We start from the raw sequence: 15,167 nt of genomic DNA, 5'->3' as shown, positions 1-15,167 counted from the left end.
GTCGCATCAAAACGCTTCTATCATATTAGGAAAAGTATCTTGAAGCCTTAAATGTTTGTAAGCACTTATGGACAGACTGCTATAGGTACAAGTTTATAAAAAGGCAATAAATCACCATAAGCACCAATTAATGACCCCAAAATAATTAAGCCAAATCCATATACTTCATCTGATAAACGTTCAGCAGTTTCTTGGACATTATGATCAGACTCAGCATAGCCTTCCCACACCGACTTTAAGCTCGCCCCCTCAGTTTCTTGTAACGCTAAAATTGCATCAGAATTTTTAAACAGAAAATTGTGCTTCAAAGTAAGTAATAAGCCAAAAACAGTAATAATCACCCCTGCTTTTGTAACCAAGGCACTGCCAACGACAAAAGAAGCTGAAAAGTATGAAACTAGAAAAATTAGTATCGAAAATAGAATTAGCCAAAATCTATTAACCATTGGGCTAACAACTTTTACAATTTTTGTGAGCATAATTATCTTCTTATGAGCAGGAGTTACTATAGCAACTTTTTTTTCTGTACCAGACATATTATTCTCTCTTGTGTTACTTATCATAGAAATTGAGCAAAGCTAATCATTGAATGAATGCTAACAATTTTATAGACGGAAAAATCCGTATAATCTTTCCGTCTATCATTCCATTCGTTTTTTCATTCAAAAAGCTAAATTACTCAATTTATTCATAAAGTATGAGCTTATCTCATATTCACTATATTCACTCAGCATAAAATGCGGAAACAATCCGTATAGTTCACAAAAGCCAACTCGTGATAAAGAGCTGTGTATTTAACCAGACTCTAAAACCAACCGAAAGCCGGAGCTATATCTCTGATTCATCATGCCTAGCTTTCTAACTAAAAAAAACAGCTATTCTAATTTTAAGCTATACAGGATTAGCAACATGTAGCATGAGAAAATATATGGAAAAATAAAATCATTGTAGCCGTTGCAAGGTTATTAGCTAACGCATTTTGGGGCAAAAAACGTTTTAGAAATGACAGCGTACCGATGAGGTCGCTGTAATTAATATGAATTTTTATTACTTAATATCAACATCCTCTAATTTGTACTAATTTAAACCCGCATTGCGTATCGAATATTCAATGCCACTGTATTTACTACAGATAATGCGTGACAGAGCCACATAATGTGGCTCTTGTCGTTTATTAAAGGGCGATATTTGGAAGTGAGTGAGCAAGGTTTGCACTTTAAAAAGAGGAAAAACACTGCTCACTCCACTTATATCGTTATATCGGATAATGTTTTTCTTCATACTCTTCAACAAATAAAGCTAGCTGTTCAAGCTCAACACCTTCAGGTGTACCGGGCTCGGCATCGTATATGACATCAACTATCTCTAAAGCCATCCTGTAATCTCTTTCAGAAGCTTCAGTTCCTAATTCAATTAAGGTAGTAATGGCTATTTCATCAGCATGTGCAGTATAAGGGGTCATACCCTCAAACAGTTCTTTTTCTGATAACTGTTTTTTGCGCATAATATGCTTCTCAACTCAAAAATGATCCAATATAAAGTCAATTTTATTAGATAAAATATAATTTCAACAATTTTGGCCCACGTAACTCTATAAATTCCATGAAAAAAGTAACCCTACTAATCAACACCTAGTAGGGTTACCCTTATATGTTTTACTGCTTATCAGCAGGCATGGATGCTTTCTTCCTGACCTTTTCTTAACTGCCTATTCGGCAGGTCACGTATAGCTATCAACGGTATCAACAAAACCCACTTTCCTAGCTGCCTATTCGGCAGGTCACACTACGTTAGTCTTACCCCAAGTTACAGTAGATTTTCTAGCTGCCTATTCGGCAGGTCACTCATCATTTGTGCGCCCGCTGGGTTGCGGTCATTTTCTAGCTGCCTATTCGGCAGGTCACTATAGAAAATAGTCATAACTTCACCTGTTTTCAAATGATTACGCCCAGAAACCCTAAAGTACCTTGTATTTCAAAAAAACGAATAAGACACTGATTCTGCAAGATAATAAACAACATACTTAAAACATGGTATTTTTCAGATCAGGCACTGTTCCTTTCCATGCTTGATTCGTTGCTAGTCCGTATGAATTAAAGTGGTTTAGCCTAATATCCACACATTCTTCCTTTTGAACATGAAGCATGATGTCTTGATTGGTAGACTGACTAGAAAGTGGTATACGATGAAAGTTATCAAAAACACGGTCTTCATTAACTTTATTCGGCTGAATGTTTCCGAGCTTTTCAGCCCTATCTTGTGCGCGTTTCATTCGCCGCCTTTTTGAACCTAGGAAGCTTTTACCAATAGCTTGATTACGTATAAACCTGACCTCTTTAGCATCATCAGTTACAGGTAATACAGCTGAAAGTTCAAATAACCCCTCTTCCTTCATAAGTGAAAAATAAGGCTGAAACGACAATCCAATCAACAACTCTTTATCTTCGGCAACAAAGGCAATTGCATTACCCAATGATTCTTCTGTCCAGAATGGAAAACTCACCCCAACCGCATTCTTTCCCGTTGGATTTTTATTGATAAAACCATGCATGATTGAGATACACCGACCACATAGCAAACTGGTATCAGCATAATCAGGAAGAAATTTAACCACAAAAAAATATCGGCCAGACATACAACTATTCCTTTCCGCTATTAAATAAGCCACCTTTAACCAAAACAGACATAATAAAATGCATCTCATCAGGAATATCATCGGACTTCAGCAAAGTTTCAATCCAATGCTCTGCTTGGCTAACCAAATAGTAAAAATCCGTATTCAAGGCCGAATGTCGCCTTGCAATGACATATTCTCTATCCGCACCGTACTCATTCACTCGAAGTGGCTTATCTGCATTGTCCTGCCACCAATCGTCGATAGACTGAATAGCCGCACCAATTTTTTGCCCATGAAAAGCTACGGTTTCATCACCATTGGGAAGATGTGTTGTTGCCAATTTTTTCGTTGGCTTACCTTTCTCTTTTTGATCAAGAAATTCTTGGCTTGGATAAATTTCATCCCCCCAACCAACACTCATCGAGGCTTTGATATCCATATAAAAGTAATCTTGATTATTTGAAAGCGCTTTCGTGATGTATTGGGTTAAGCCCTTTAAAGCTTGTTGTGACTGCTTATCCCAATGCCCATACCAACTCAACTTCAACGCATTTTCAATGATAAACGTTTCTTGTTCACTGTTTAGAACTTCAATTTTTACTGATCGGCATGCTCTGTTCCGCCACAACCAAGTCCCTAATAAAATATTTTTTGCATACCGCTGCGCTAATTCTTCATAGCCACCTTTTTCAGCATATAGCGAGGCCAATTGAGTTAACATTGCCCTTACCTCTGGATCTGAGCATATTTCGGGCTGCAACGAATTAGCGTTGATTCTCAATGAATATGAACAGTAAATGGTATTCACAGTCGGTGGTACGTAACATTCTTCAATGTAATGGATGTTACCTTGTGCTAATTCATACGAAGCCACATTCTTCCGTTTCAATTCACCAGTATATGCTTGAGAATAATCGCCTTTAGATGCCCTTAATCGTGTTCTATCTATGCTGATTGGCTGAATTTTCTCTTGCGCATCAACAAAGTAAAAACACGCTTTACCCGCACTTAAAGAGCGAACATAATTCAATTGTTTACAAAGTTTCATAGCAACCTAGTTTTTATCCTTTTGAATAAGAATAGTTGCCTCATTATTTTCTTGCTTCCAAAATGCCTGCTTAAAAAAGTGATCCCGGCCACTAAAACGCACATCTATAGCACTCACACACTTAGCCACACCTGTCGTATTTTCGGCATAAACATGTAAATCCGTCAGCGAGTTCATCCTTTCAGCGGGATGTTCTAAAAAATGGAACCCATTGGTAACTGGAATTAATTCTCCATCGCTTGATAACAACTCAGTTAATTCGGTAAAGCTTGTCGGTTGCTGCTCTTCAGGGAATAACCAAGCACCAAAGGCTGGAAAAGATTTAATGCGATAAAATAAGTCTGTTTGACTACGATAAGTTTCAAGCCAATTAGTCTTTGAATGAAGATTCGGTTGGAATAGCGAACCTCCGCCAAGTGAACTTGGTAATGACGCTTTCAATTGTCTGGTGTAATCGGATAAACACCCCTTACTTTGAACCTTAATCACAATATCAAATTCCAAATCCACCGTCCTTGCAGGAAGAATTGTCGACCTCTTAACCTGAGAAATGGTTCGTTTTGCCTTGAGTACACTAGGCTCCGTTAGTTTTGCAGATGACTTGATATTCTCATTACGATAAAAGATAGCCACGCTTTGAAATTGAAATACTGCAGAGTCATTTAAGGATTGATTAAATTGTCTCTGATAATGATGAATACAACCCCATATAGCGGTTAAAGACAAACATCCGCATAAATATGGGCTACTCATCGCATTCGCATCCTCTACTCGCAACGAACTTAAATGAATGTATTGCTCTTGATTTTCTTGAGTTTTCGTCACCTCTGATGGAACGGATGGCTTACTTAATTGCTTTAAAATCCATTGTAATTGTTGCTTAAGAGGAATTAACAACTTCGGATGGTAAGCATAACGACTAGAATATTGGTTATTTTGAAGGGTCTGCTGTAATAATTGATTTAATGGATTGAGTAGCTTAATGATTTTGCATTCTTCACCATAAAGAAACTCTGCTATAACAGAATTATCATCACTTACTTGCGACACTTCATTTTCAGCAGCTAAGTGATCTCTTAACTCAATCAACGGTAATAACCATAACGCAATTTGCTTTCTTACTATTCGCAACTGAAAGTGCCTTGCTCTCTGCTGCTTTTTGGCGGTATGTAATGACTCAGAACCGCATAAATGACTTAAGACTTTGCAAAATTTTCTATTGGTTAATTGATAGTCATCGAACCACTTGCCCGTTTTATTTCTACTAGCAGAGAAAGTAGATTTAGGATCTTTATTCAAGCCTAGCGGGTAATGTAAAGCTTTCATATTACCGCCTACCGAAGCACATAAATCACCAATACTAGCTGAATTAGGAAAAGCCAAAGTTGTAAAGTTTAACCCCGAACTTTTATCTCGTGCCAACCTTTCAATCTCTAGTTGAATTGCATGACTCACAACAGGTGTGATGGACAAATAATCGCCCTCCCAAGGAAAGCGAACTTGCTTACTAAAGCGGTCTATTTCCGATGGAAAATCAGGTTTCTCTGGTAAATCACAAGTGATTGCTTGTTGTAATTGCTTTAAGGAAGCGGCTTTGAGGCCAAACTGTTTTAAAAGATTCAACCATAGTGACTCAGATCTACGAATCAAATCTAACAAGCAGCAAATCTCTTCTTGCCAAATAAAGGTACTTAATAGCCAAACCGTGTGTTTATACACCGCAGAGTTATGAGACCATCCCAGTGACGGAGATAAATAAGCGCTAGAGATAAATGAGGCATCACAAAGTAAAGGATGAGCAATGATACGCTGGTCTTTAACCCGGCAATCTGGAAATTTAAGGTTATGGGAATGCAGCCACTTTATTTCATTACAAATGATATCAATGTGCTTAGGATCTATGAGATAACCTTTCGCTCTTGCAGAGTCTAACCAATTCGAACAATCAGGTTTGCTGAGCGATAAATTCAATAGAATGGTTAACGCATTAAACTCATCACCATCGACGTCTATTAGCTCAGAATATGGCATGAAGGCTTTCTTCAATACAATTTGACGGTCAGCTTCATTCTTCTCATTGATTAAGTCTTTTAATTTAACCATCCTTACCACTCTGGGAGATACAAGTTTAAGCCATCAACCGATGAAGTCATTTTCGCCAATTTTAACTCTACGATACTTCGTAACGTAAACACTGACTGCTGACTTGCCAACTTACTGCTCATTTTAAGCCTTACACCTGCCTTAATTCCACCAAACTCATAAAGCCGATAGATTTCATCAACAGTACAAGAAAGCAACGTAGACGCCTCTAGAGAGCTTAATAGAACATCCCCCACATTGGACTTCTTATCTTTAGGATTTCGAATGACAAGATCTGTCATGTACTCTAAAACCGTACTTAAAACTTTATTATGAGCAATTTGACGATTAGGTAGCCTGCGACAATCTTTTAATAGCGAACCAAAAGCCTCATTAAAAAACGTTTGATGCCAAGGTTTAACCCGAACCAGTTCCGCTTTTTCCAATTGACGATCTAAATCAGAAAAAAAGCTTTGAGGCCACTGTTGTGCATAAGCAATAAAACTCTGTAAATTTATATCCTTATCTTCGCCATATCGATTCACGTACCACAATAAAATCCCATAACGTTCAGAGATAGAACATGAATAACTGAACAAGCCTTGTGATTCCGTCATGCTTGAGTTTGAACTACTGACTTGTAACCACTGCGACACAGACTGCTGAGCATCACTTGCTGGTTCTGTTTTTGCGTCAGTGAAACAATAACCGCATTCACAATGGTCAATAATTTCAGAGTATTGATAACCAATGCGGCAGTTACACTCAGGGCAATCGTGCAATAATTTGCATTGGTGAACATGACAAGATTGATAAGGTAAAAACTGCCAATGCTGACGGATATAACTCGCCTCTGCTAAGCATTCTGGACAAACAGGAGTGAAGGTTTTTCTTAGAAATGAAAATGGATAATCAATATTATTACGGTAAACCGCTTTGTAATCGGGTGAGAATATTGCCTTGGAATGACTTAGTGCAATTTTCATCAAGCTAAAGCTTTTAAGCTCTAATTGATTGGCTAAGTGCATCAACACTCTTACACGCATTTGGCTAGTTGTTTCTGCGTGAAATAGGTTAACCCGGCTTAACTCGAAGGGAAAAGCACCTGCCATCGCCTCATGTTGCCCAAGTGTGTCGCGCCATATATCTTCCGCGAAATGTGAAAAACGCTCGTAGCCTTGATATCGGGACAACCGAAGTAAAAAACTTTCGAACGTTTCGTCTGGGTAATACGTAAATTCAAATTTCATTGCCAACCTAAAACTTAGTTATTCTAAGTTTTAGTATTGACCAATTTTTTCATTTAACCATCAAGTAATTCAAAAATGTTAAGTCAGTCAAATTATTCAGCCAAGCAACAGTTCACAGCGTACCGCATAAACAAACTGGTTATATTTCAAAGTGTCGCGGAACTGTAATTCTGTACGACCTTGACTCTTTGCATTTACAAGATCCGAACATAAAATACGGTCATTACTTCCAGAAACAATTGACTCTTCATCAATACCTTCGAATAGATCAACGCTATCAGTTCTTAGCCGATCTTTAAACACAACAACTCGCTCAGTTGCTTCTAGCCAATTTAGAATTTAAAGCCGAGTAATAATGATCTCGACTCAAATCTCTATTTCATTTTATACAAATGCAGCAATAATTCTTTGCTTAAACTGGCCTAGTTTCAAATCGTTTTCATAAGATATTAAATCACTCCTACCATGTTTTAATGCAGCTTTGACTTCACTCGCTTGCCATTTCACAGTAGAAATATTTAATTTCTCCAGCCGTGATACTATTTCTGGTTTAGATGTGTCCAAGGTTGAGATAAAACCTCCCTTTAAATCATCAAATTTGGCAAACATACAAGTCTCTGGAATATCTTGCTCTATCTGCTCGGAAAATTTCACCAAACTGCTTTCAGCAAAAGTGTATAACCATGCCTCTTGATTGCCATTATGATTAACTCGCAGGATTCTCCCAAGTACCTGCCTAAAGTACAATTCGGTTTTCACGGCACTTAAATGACAACAAACTTGCAGTCGAGGAATATCTGTTCCTTCGCTAATCATTCCAACACTGACAATCCATTGTATTGTGCTGTGCCTAAAACCATCAATTAATTTTAATGGATTTTCTTGTCTGTAAGTCACTAACTCAGTGGTTTGTTGAAACTTCTCTATGAGTGTTTGTTGAATTACTTTAGCGTGCTCGACGGATGAGGCTACAACTAAACCCCCTGCATTTGGGATCTTTGATCTAATTTCATTGAGCTTTTTACACCCTAAACCTAATAGGTAATCCATCGCTTTTTCGTTATGAAGAATGCTTTGATAAGATAAATCTGAATGCTTTAATAAATCTAGAATCGATGAAAACGACTTACTTTCATTGGATTCAGTTACCGATAAATTATCATTATCTATTAGCGTGATTTTCGGTATCCGGCATACTCCATCTTGTACCGCTTGTTTTAAGGAATATTGATAGTTACAGACAATTTGTCCTTCTGGATCAGAATATTTAGCCATAACAATAGGTGCTTTATCTGTACGCCACGGTGTTCCGGTTAACGCTAATGTATAATCCGCCACATGTTGTAGCTTAACTAAAACTTGTTCTCCCCACGCATTTGATGACTCAGGCGTATCACCAGCACAATGATGGATTTCATCGAAAATTACAAAAAGACGTTTTCTTTTTAACATCAGCCAAAAAGAATCAGGAAAATAAGCCAAACTTTGATAAGTGAATGACGCACCAATTGCTCCAAGTCCTCCATTAAAAGCACAGTTTAACTTCCAAGAAAATGTATCTTTTATTCCTTCTGCAACACTCAACGAAGGAGAAAAACATAGCACTAAATCAATTTTATTTTCATCCAGTAATCTCTTAGCAACCTCTGCGGCTAGCACGGTTTTACCTGAACCTGGTGTTGCCTGGCATAAGAAATGTTTACATTGATTTTTATAAAATGAGATCGCTTTATCGGCACATTCAGACTGCCACTTTCTTAGCATAGTTTTGAACCGTTATTGTTCTGTGATAACACATTAGATAAAGCATTTATTTTACCTAATAATTTTGCTGATTCTTCTCTTGCGGAAACAAGTAGAGGTTGTATCTGATCAAACAATGAACGGTATTTATGCATTAAAAAGACATACTCATCTATTTCACCTAAAAGAATGGATAGTTCTCCCTGTGCTTGGGATCTTTCTTTTGTCATATCATCTCGCCATTTATTAGCATCATCACACCTGACATCGACGAGGTTATGGTTATTAGTAGCCTCCTTTTCAGACTCTTCTTTGTGGACCACTAAATATCTTTTGGTTCTTTTTTCACCTTCAGAAATCAGCCAACCTTCAGATTCCAATCGGCATAAACCCCGATAGACATATTGGTAAGTTCTTTCTCGACTATCAAAAGAATATCCAGCCTTACAAAATAAATCCGTTAGCTCCCGAATAGAAAATTTCACTAAATCATTTTCTTTCAAAAAGTTACGGACCAATTCTTTTTCTTTCTTTTTTTCTAACACAGACTAGCAACCATACGCAAAAACTTAGGATTGCTAAGTATACAAAATTAAGTAAAACTTAGACAATCTAAGTTATCGATAGGACAAAAAAAGATGCCTAAGTGCAAAAAGACAACCCAATTCCAGCGAGGCTCAAAGAAGCCCGTAAAAAAGCCAAAATCACCCAAAAAGAACTGGGGGTGAGAATAGGTATGGAACAAAGCTCGGCAAGTGGTCGAATGAATCACTATGAAAAAGGACGTCACATTCCTGACATCAGTACATTGCGTCGTATGGCTGAAGAATTGAACGTGCCTTTACATTACTTCTTTTGTGAAGATGAGATTAGTGCGGAATTGGTGTGTGCGGTTGATAAGCTCTCAGATGAAGATAAGTTAGCATTAATGAATCAATTAAAAGCACAACATAACAAATAACTCTTACGTTTTAAGACTACTCTTTGAGAGTAAAAGGTTCAACGGTAATGCATCCGTGAAGCGGCGACTAATGATTTTATCTTCTTCCTTTAGTGCATACGGATTGAACTTTGTTGGTATCGATAATTCTGAAATTTTGATACCTTCAGGATTTAAGAATGGGTTAAGGTTCGATGCTGTCTGTGCATATTTCAATTGATATGTTTCGGCTAATACATCTAAGTTCACCGTTGCTCCTCCAGCCAAAAAACAAGTTAGCATTGCATCTTCTAAAAAATGTTTGAGTAATCGAAATTCACCTCTACAAATCGAAAATAAAGCAATGGCAATCTCTTTTTTATGAAGTTCAGGAGGTTCTGAAAAACCCATCCTATTAGCTAACCCTTTAATAACCTTTATGAAATGTGCTTTATTTTTACTTAATTGAAAATACCGTAACTCTCGTCTCCAAGAAAGTCTTGAATTCCATTGAGGTTCTTCTGCAAGTAGCTCTGAATATGGCATTCCAACCAGAACAAAAGACACTTGTGCTTCTTCACTGATATATTTCAATGTATTTGCTATGGCTTGTCGATCTTTGACTGATGAAAACTCTATCAACTCCTGCACTTCATTTAAGATAATTAATTCTGTTTTTTTTCGCTTTAACTGAACTACAACTGACTCAGCTAGCGCTAGCTCATTTCGATTACGTTGGGCTCGACTACCTGTTTGAGTATTGAGGTCTTTTAGAAGCTGAAGCATTGTACTTAGTTCGTTTACTTTTGGCGGAATACGAGTATTCAAGATAGGTTGATATGCAAATGTAGAGGTTGTTACTGTTTGATGTTTCGACAAATAATTATTAATTAATGCTGTCTTTCCACTTCCTGTTTCACCTGTCAACAAAAGAGATTCTTGCTCACCTCCTAACGATTTATTTAACCGCATACGATCAAAAATACTATAAATTTCTGTGATTTCAGGGTATTCAATGAAGCAAGTTCTAAAGCTATACAATTGGGCTTTTTGCTTCTCAGTCAGTCCTAGCATTAATAGCCCTCGATATCTTCAGATTCATCATCCCAATCCACTTCCTCTATAAGAGGCTGCTCAGTACTTTTAGGTGGCTGAGAATTTGATTGAGAAGCTATAATTGTCGTTGGTCCATCACTTCCGACTTCATGATATTTTGCTAGTTTTGACGTACTGCCAACTTTTACATTGGGCCTTTTTTTATTTGAACTTCTATTGGTTTCTGTTTGGATTCTTTCTTCTATATAAAGCCGAGATTCGGCCAAACTTAACTCATCGGCACTGAACCGTGTATTCAAACGCCGAACTTTCTCAACGATTTTATGCTGAAATAAAGTTAGGCCACGGGTATAGTTTGTATTATCAACAACTGGCACTTTGATATAACGAAATTCATTTTCCAGATAAACATATATGTAACTTAAATCCATAGGGTCAGTTTTAGTTTTCACGTAAAGCTTGCCAGAATTATCTAATGAATTTTGTTTACGGTATTCTATTAACTCTTTGGATTCATATCTCATGTTATATAAACGAATGCCACCAAGACCAATAGTTCGATGATGAACTGGACCTAACTCAATTTTAAGCTGTTCTTTTTCTGATGATTTATATTCAGACGGACGAAACTTAGATTCATACCATCGTTGGACAGGTATTCCCGTCTCCCGTGCATCTGGAGATTGATGATAGAGATCGATAATCCATTTATGCAAAAGTTCTAAAAACTCACTAACCCGCACCACCGCATCTCTTTTAGGGTTATAGTCTTTCAATTGTTCAGTGCGTGAAAAGGTCTTACCGGGAAATTTCTTAATTAAACCATTATTTAACTTATCGAAAAACTTCTCTACACCGGTCTTTTCCCAAGGATTACCAGCTTTGGTATAAAGAATATTTGACACTAATGGGCGTAATGCATCTTCAAGATCATTACTCCAAAACTCAGCGCCATTATCAACAACCAGATTTTGGATTTTACCGCTACAAGGCCATTCATTTTTTATGCAAGGATATTTTTCTTTTACCCAATCCTTTTGTAGGACCGTGTTTAAAATTGCTTTGCGCACAGAATTATAGCTTGGCTCACGGAAGTTTCCCTCTCTGTCAGACTAGTTGTCGCGCTTAATATTCAACCATTAAACAGAGGGCGTGGAGTAACAATGAAACATTATTCAGCGCAAAGCAAAGAGTCGGCTCTTCAGAAGATGATGCCTCCAAATAATATAGCAATAGCCCAATTATCAATCGAGATGGGGATTGGTGAATCAACCTTGTATAATTGGCGAAAACAAGCAATTGATAAGGGGCATTTAGTGCCAGGTGATGGAAAGAATGCTGAGCAGTGGTCATCAGCAAATAAATTCTCAGTCGTGTTGGAAACAGCCTCTTTAAATCAAGCTGAGTTAGCGGAATATTGCCGAGGCAAAGGTCTTTATGTGGAACAAGTATCGGCTTGGCGAAATGCGTGTATAGATGCAAACGCTAACGTTAAAGAGCAAGAAAAAGCCTTCTCCACCGAAACAAAGAAAGATAAAAAACAGATCAATCAATTAGAAAAGGAGCTACGTCGAAAAGATAAGGCACTCGCTGAAACCGCAGCACTATTGGTGTTAAGAAAAAAAGCAAATGCGATCTGGGGGGAAGCCGAGGACGAATGATCCTCGACTCAGCTCGCATTCAAGCAGTTAAACTAGTTAATGAAGCTGTGAGTTCTGGTGCGCCAAAGTTTAAAGCTTGCCGTGAACTTGGGATCAGTGTCCGGACGTATCAACGTTGGACTGTTGACGGGAACATAAAAACAGATGGTAGACCAATATCTCAGCGCCCTGAGCCAAAAAATAAGCTATCAAAAGCAGAGAGAGATAACATATTAGCCATCGTTAATAGCGATGATTTTAAGAGCTTACCACCAAGCCAAATCGTCCCTACATTAGCAGATGAGGGTATTTATCTTGCTTCTGAATCAACATATTATCGTGTTCTTCATGAAGAAAAACAGCAAAACGCTCGCGGACGTAGTCAGATAAAAGAGAGAAAAGTACCGACGACACACTGTGCTACAGGGCCAAACCAAGTGTGGTGTTGGGATATTACTTGGTTACCAGGCCCCGCTAAAGGGCTGCATTTTTATTTATATTTGATACTCGATATATTTAGTCGAAAGATTGTTGGATGGGAAATTCATGATGACGAATCAGCAGAAAATGCATCAATATTAATTAAGAAAGCTCATTTAAAAGAAGGAGTTAAAGATAATCCTCTGGTACTGCATTCGGATAATGGAAGCCCAATGAAAGGCTCATCAATGCTTGAAACACTTTATAGTTTAGGTGTCGTGTCGTCTTTTAATCGTCCTAGGGTGAGCAATGATAATGCTTATGCTGAGTCGATATTTAAAACGTGTAAATATCGCCCTGACTATCCGTATAAAGGGTTTTCAACAATTGATGAGGCGCGTAGTTGGGTGTTGAAATTTAGCCACTGGTATAATTTTAACCACAAACATAGTGGCATCAAATACGTCAGCCCACATCAAAGGCATTCAGGATTAGCGGGTGACATATTGGCTAATAGAAAAGAAGTTTATCAAGGTGCTAAAGATGCTCACCCTGAGCGCTGGAGCGGTAATATCCGTAATTGGGATTTACCAAAAGAAGTGTACTTAAACCCTGAACAAAATAGTGTCAAGGCTGAGAGTGCATAACGTAGTGATCGCGACAACTAGTTTGACAAACACCGGTTTACACTTAGCCCAACAACACATTTACTAAAACGATCATAAAGAATAGTTAAATAAGGCCGTCCTAGCGGTATGTCACCTTTGTCATCAAGTAAAATAGCATCAAGCGGTGAATGATCTATTTCAACATACTCCATTGGCATCGTACATGGTATCTGTTGACCTACTGAACGGTACTTTCTATCAGCTATTCGCTTTCCAAAGCGAGCTACATCAACTTCATAAGGAGGAAGCATTTGAACACGATTGTAGAACGTTCTCTTACTTAATAGTTGAATACCACCTGAAACTATTGATTTATTAGCGACAATAACCAGCGACTTGTAATAGGCATAAGTGTCAGAAACACTAACTCTTTCTTTTGTTAAGTATTTTTCATTAATAGCTTTTAACACATACTTTTCTGAATCATTTTTTTTCTCTCGATTACCCTTACCTTTATGCCTAGGAACTAACGCGTGAATTAACTCTCCTGATTCATAATAAGCTTTTTTCCAATTAACCAATGTTCTCCATTTTGGCGCAGGTAAAGGCAAACTTTGCGATGCCTCTCGTAATATCGGCGTTAAATTTTTTTGAGTCCAACCACCATTAATCCGTGCATTGACAAAGCGGATATAAGAAAGGCGTTTTTGTATCTCATTTTGTATAGATAGTGGGTAAGAATCGATTGAAATTTTAGGAGCAAACTGAACTACTTCTAATGATTTTTCAACTACATATCTATCCTCTGAAGTTTCATCCAACTTAAATTCATCGAAAAAACCATCATTACTATTAAAGTCCATAAGCATTAGCACCAAACATGGGTTTCTAACGATATTTCACCAGACTTTAAATCTGCTTGAATTTTCCCTTGGGATAACCACGACAATGTGCCAGATAAAGCTTCTGACTCCGTAATTCCTAAAACCATAGATATGTCATGTAATCGTATTCTTTCGCTATTTCGAACCACATCAAGAATAGCGTATTGAATATCAGAGATCGTTTGTAAACCGGAATAACGATGTAACAACTTGAGATTATTCAAAATAGGGTTTATACGGATTTGCTTTTCAGTAATTAAAATGAGTTTTTTATTGAGTTGCTCAAGCGAGAATTGTTGTTTGGAAGCGAAACGTCGTCTGAAGTCAGGATCATAGATTTTTGATGAATGCTTGACTTCAATAAATGTCTCATCTCCATTTGAGTTAACAATATTGAAATCAGGTGTATATCGACACTGACGATTGTTGAATTCGTAATAAAAGCCATTAGGTTGGGAAGTATAGCTTTGAATTTCAGGGGAATATTCAAGATGAAAACACATATCGAATTCAAGCATCGACATAGTGCGAACTACAGCATCGTTCTTCAAACTCATAAATTTTGAGATGTTATGAACGTGGGAGGATTTTTTAGTTTGATCAAACATGCCGAAGTCCATTTTGTTGTAAACTTACAACTAAAAGTAGACTATGCAGACTTATCCTGCAAATATGCAAACTTCTTTGCAATTTATGCAGACTTATTTTTCAAACATCAGGTAGGTGGAAGCCCCAGCCACATCCCGGCACACACGTCATTCGCTGTGGCTGCTTCCTTCCGGATCTGACCAAGTTCACGAACTAGTATTGCGGGAGGACCAGGGCCTCCATTGATTTTGCTCTATCAGCAACAATTTGCTTTAAGATGGAAAGGATTATCTAGGATAAATGTTTCAATTG

Annotated in this window: 14 protein-coding genes and 1 other RNA gene; 2 read left to right on the top strand and 13 right to left on the bottom strand. The window is 37.6% G+C overall.

What is annotated here, in order from left to right:
* Positions 1-65: 65 nt before the first annotated feature.
* From VCASEI_RS05265 to VCASEI_RS05225, 8 genes are all read right to left on the bottom strand, one after another.
* Positions 66-536 (bottom strand): hypothetical protein, encoded by a 471-nt coding sequence (locus VCASEI_RS05265; protein WP_089110813.1) that lies wholly within the window; start codon positions 534-536, stop codon positions 66-68.
* Between the two features lie 719 nt (positions 537-1,255).
* Positions 1,256-1,504 (bottom strand): hypothetical protein, encoded by a 249-nt coding sequence (locus VCASEI_RS05260; RefSeq protein ID WP_089110814.1) that lies wholly within the window; start codon positions 1,502-1,504, stop codon positions 1,256-1,258.
* Positions 1,505-2,023: 519 nt separating this feature from the next.
* Positions 2,024-2,635, bottom strand: a complete 612-nt coding sequence (gene cas6f / locus VCASEI_RS05255) for a type I-F CRISPR-associated endoribonuclease Cas6/Csy4 (protein ID WP_089110815.1) — start codon at positions 2,633-2,635, stop codon at positions 2,024-2,026.
* A gap of 4 nt (positions 2,636-2,639) precedes the next feature.
* Positions 2,640-3,665, bottom strand: a complete 1,026-nt coding sequence (gene csy3, locus VCASEI_RS05250; protein WP_089110816.1) for a type I-F CRISPR-associated protein Csy3 — start codon at positions 3,663-3,665, stop codon at positions 2,640-2,642.
* Between the two features lie 6 nt (positions 3,666-3,671).
* Complete coding sequence (locus VCASEI_RS05245) at positions 3,672-5,768, bottom strand: type I-F CRISPR-associated protein Csy2 (RefSeq protein ID WP_089110817.1); 2,097 nt, start codon at positions 5,766-5,768, stop codon at positions 3,672-3,674.
* Positions 5,769-5,770: 2 nt separating this feature from the next.
* The gene (locus VCASEI_RS05240; protein WP_089110818.1) at positions 5,771-6,997 is read right to left on the bottom strand and encodes a TniQ family protein; all 1,227 of its coding nucleotides are present in this window, start codon (positions 6,995-6,997) and stop codon (positions 5,771-5,773) included.
* 384 nt (positions 6,998-7,381) lie between these two features.
* A complete protein-coding gene (locus VCASEI_RS05230; protein ID WP_089110820.1) occupies positions 7,382-8,761 on the bottom strand; it encodes a DEAD/DEAH box helicase in 1,380 nt (459 codons plus the stop codon).
* On the bottom strand, positions 8,755-9,285 hold the full coding sequence (locus tag VCASEI_RS05225) for a hypothetical protein (RefSeq protein WP_089110821.1): 531 nt from the start codon (positions 9,283-9,285) through the stop codon (positions 8,755-8,757). The genes VCASEI_RS05230 and VCASEI_RS05225 overlap by 7 nt, the downstream gene beginning before the upstream one ends.
* 101 nt (positions 9,286-9,386) lie before the next feature.
* On the opposite strand from VCASEI_RS05225, the gene VCASEI_RS05220 reads away from it, so the two are divergent.
* Positions 9,387-9,701: a helix-turn-helix domain-containing protein gene (locus VCASEI_RS05220; RefSeq protein ID WP_089110822.1), complete on the top strand. Its 315-nt coding sequence runs from the start codon at positions 9,387-9,389 to the stop codon at positions 9,699-9,701.
* Between the two features lie 3 nt (positions 9,702-9,704).
* Here the strand turns inward: VCASEI_RS05220 and VCASEI_RS05215 are convergent, their stop codons facing one another.
* Together VCASEI_RS05215 and VCASEI_RS05210 are read right to left on the bottom strand one after the other, a co-directional pair.
* Complete coding sequence (locus VCASEI_RS05215) at positions 9,705-10,733, bottom strand: TniB family NTP-binding protein (RefSeq protein ID WP_107928101.1); 1,029 nt, start codon at positions 10,731-10,733, stop codon at positions 9,705-9,707.
* Positions 10,733-11,785 (bottom strand): Mu transposase C-terminal domain-containing protein, encoded by a 1,053-nt coding sequence (locus VCASEI_RS05210; protein WP_089110823.1) that lies wholly within the window; start codon positions 11,783-11,785, stop codon positions 10,733-10,735. Before VCASEI_RS05210 ends, VCASEI_RS05215 begins: the two co-directional genes overlap by 1 nt.
* A gap of 93 nt (positions 11,786-11,878) precedes the next feature.
* Between VCASEI_RS05210 and VCASEI_RS05205 the strand changes: the two genes are divergently transcribed.
* A protein-coding gene (locus VCASEI_RS05205; protein WP_110957763.1) for an IS3 family transposase occupies positions 11,879-13,422 on the top strand; the annotation gives its coding sequence in 2 pieces (ribosomal slippage) (positions 11,879-12,344 and positions 12,344-13,422; 1,545 coding nt in all).
* Positions 13,423-13,439: 17 nt separating this feature from the next.
* Here the strand turns inward: VCASEI_RS05205 and VCASEI_RS05200 are convergent.
* From VCASEI_RS05200 to ffs, 3 genes are all read right to left on the bottom strand, one after another.
* Positions 13,440-14,246: a hypothetical protein gene (locus VCASEI_RS05200; RefSeq protein ID WP_162621023.1), complete on the bottom strand. Its 807-nt coding sequence runs from the start codon at positions 14,244-14,246 to the stop codon at positions 13,440-13,442.
* Positions 14,247-14,251: 5 nt separating this feature from the next.
* A complete protein-coding gene (locus VCASEI_RS05195) occupies positions 14,252-14,875 on the bottom strand; it encodes a TnsA endonuclease N-terminal domain-containing protein (RefSeq protein ID WP_089110471.1) in 624 nt (207 codons plus the stop codon).
* Between the two features lie 119 nt (positions 14,876-14,994).
* Positions 14,995-15,091: signal recognition particle sRNA small type (ffs, locus tag VCASEI_RS05190), an RNA gene on the bottom strand.
* Between the last annotated feature and the right edge of the window lie 76 nt (positions 15,092-15,167).

The sequence above is a fragment of the Vibrio casei genome (genome assembly GCF_002218025.2).
GTDB classification, from domain to species: Bacteria; Pseudomonadota; Gammaproteobacteria; order Enterobacterales; family Vibrionaceae; genus Vibrio; species Vibrio casei.
Note: the sequence above shows the minus strand (reverse complement) of the source record. Positions and strands in the feature narration are given on the sequence as shown.

Excerpts from the sequence above, each read along its gene's own strand:
- VCASEI_RS05265 (WP_089110813.1), bottom strand. The coding sequence starts at position 536 with ATGTCTGGTACAGAAAAAAAAGTTGCTATAGTAACTCCTGCTCATAAG.
- VCASEI_RS05260 (WP_089110814.1), bottom strand. The coding sequence starts at position 1,504 with ATGCGCAAAAAACAGTTATCAGAAAAAGAACTGTTTGAGGGTATGACC.
- cas6f (WP_089110815.1), bottom strand. The coding sequence starts at position 2,635 with ATGTCTGGCCGATATTTTTTTGTGGTTAAATTTCTTCCTGATTATGCT.
- csy3 (WP_089110816.1), bottom strand. The coding sequence starts at position 3,665 with ATGAAACTTTGTAAACAATTGAATTATGTTCGCTCTTTAAGTGCGGGT.
- VCASEI_RS05245 (WP_089110817.1), bottom strand. The coding sequence starts at position 5,768 with ATGGTTAAATTAAAAGACTTAATCAATGAGAAGAATGAAGCTGACCGT.
- VCASEI_RS05240 (WP_089110818.1), bottom strand. The coding sequence starts at position 6,997 with ATGAAATTTGAATTTACGTATTACCCAGACGAAACGTTCGAAAGTTTT.
- VCASEI_RS05230 (WP_089110820.1), bottom strand. The coding sequence starts at position 8,761 with ATGCTAAGAAAGTGGCAGTCTGAATGTGCCGATAAAGCGATCTCATTT.
- VCASEI_RS05215 (WP_107928101.1), bottom strand. The coding sequence starts at position 10,733 with ATGCTAGGACTGACTGAGAAGCAAAAAGCCCAATTGTATAGCTTTAGA.
- VCASEI_RS05200 (WP_162621023.1), bottom strand. The coding sequence starts at position 14,246 with ATGGACTTTAATAGTAATGATGGTTTTTTCGATGAATTTAAGTTGGAT.
- VCASEI_RS05195 (WP_089110471.1), bottom strand. The coding sequence starts at position 14,875 with ATGTTTGATCAAACTAAAAAATCCTCCCACGTTCATAACATCTCAAAA.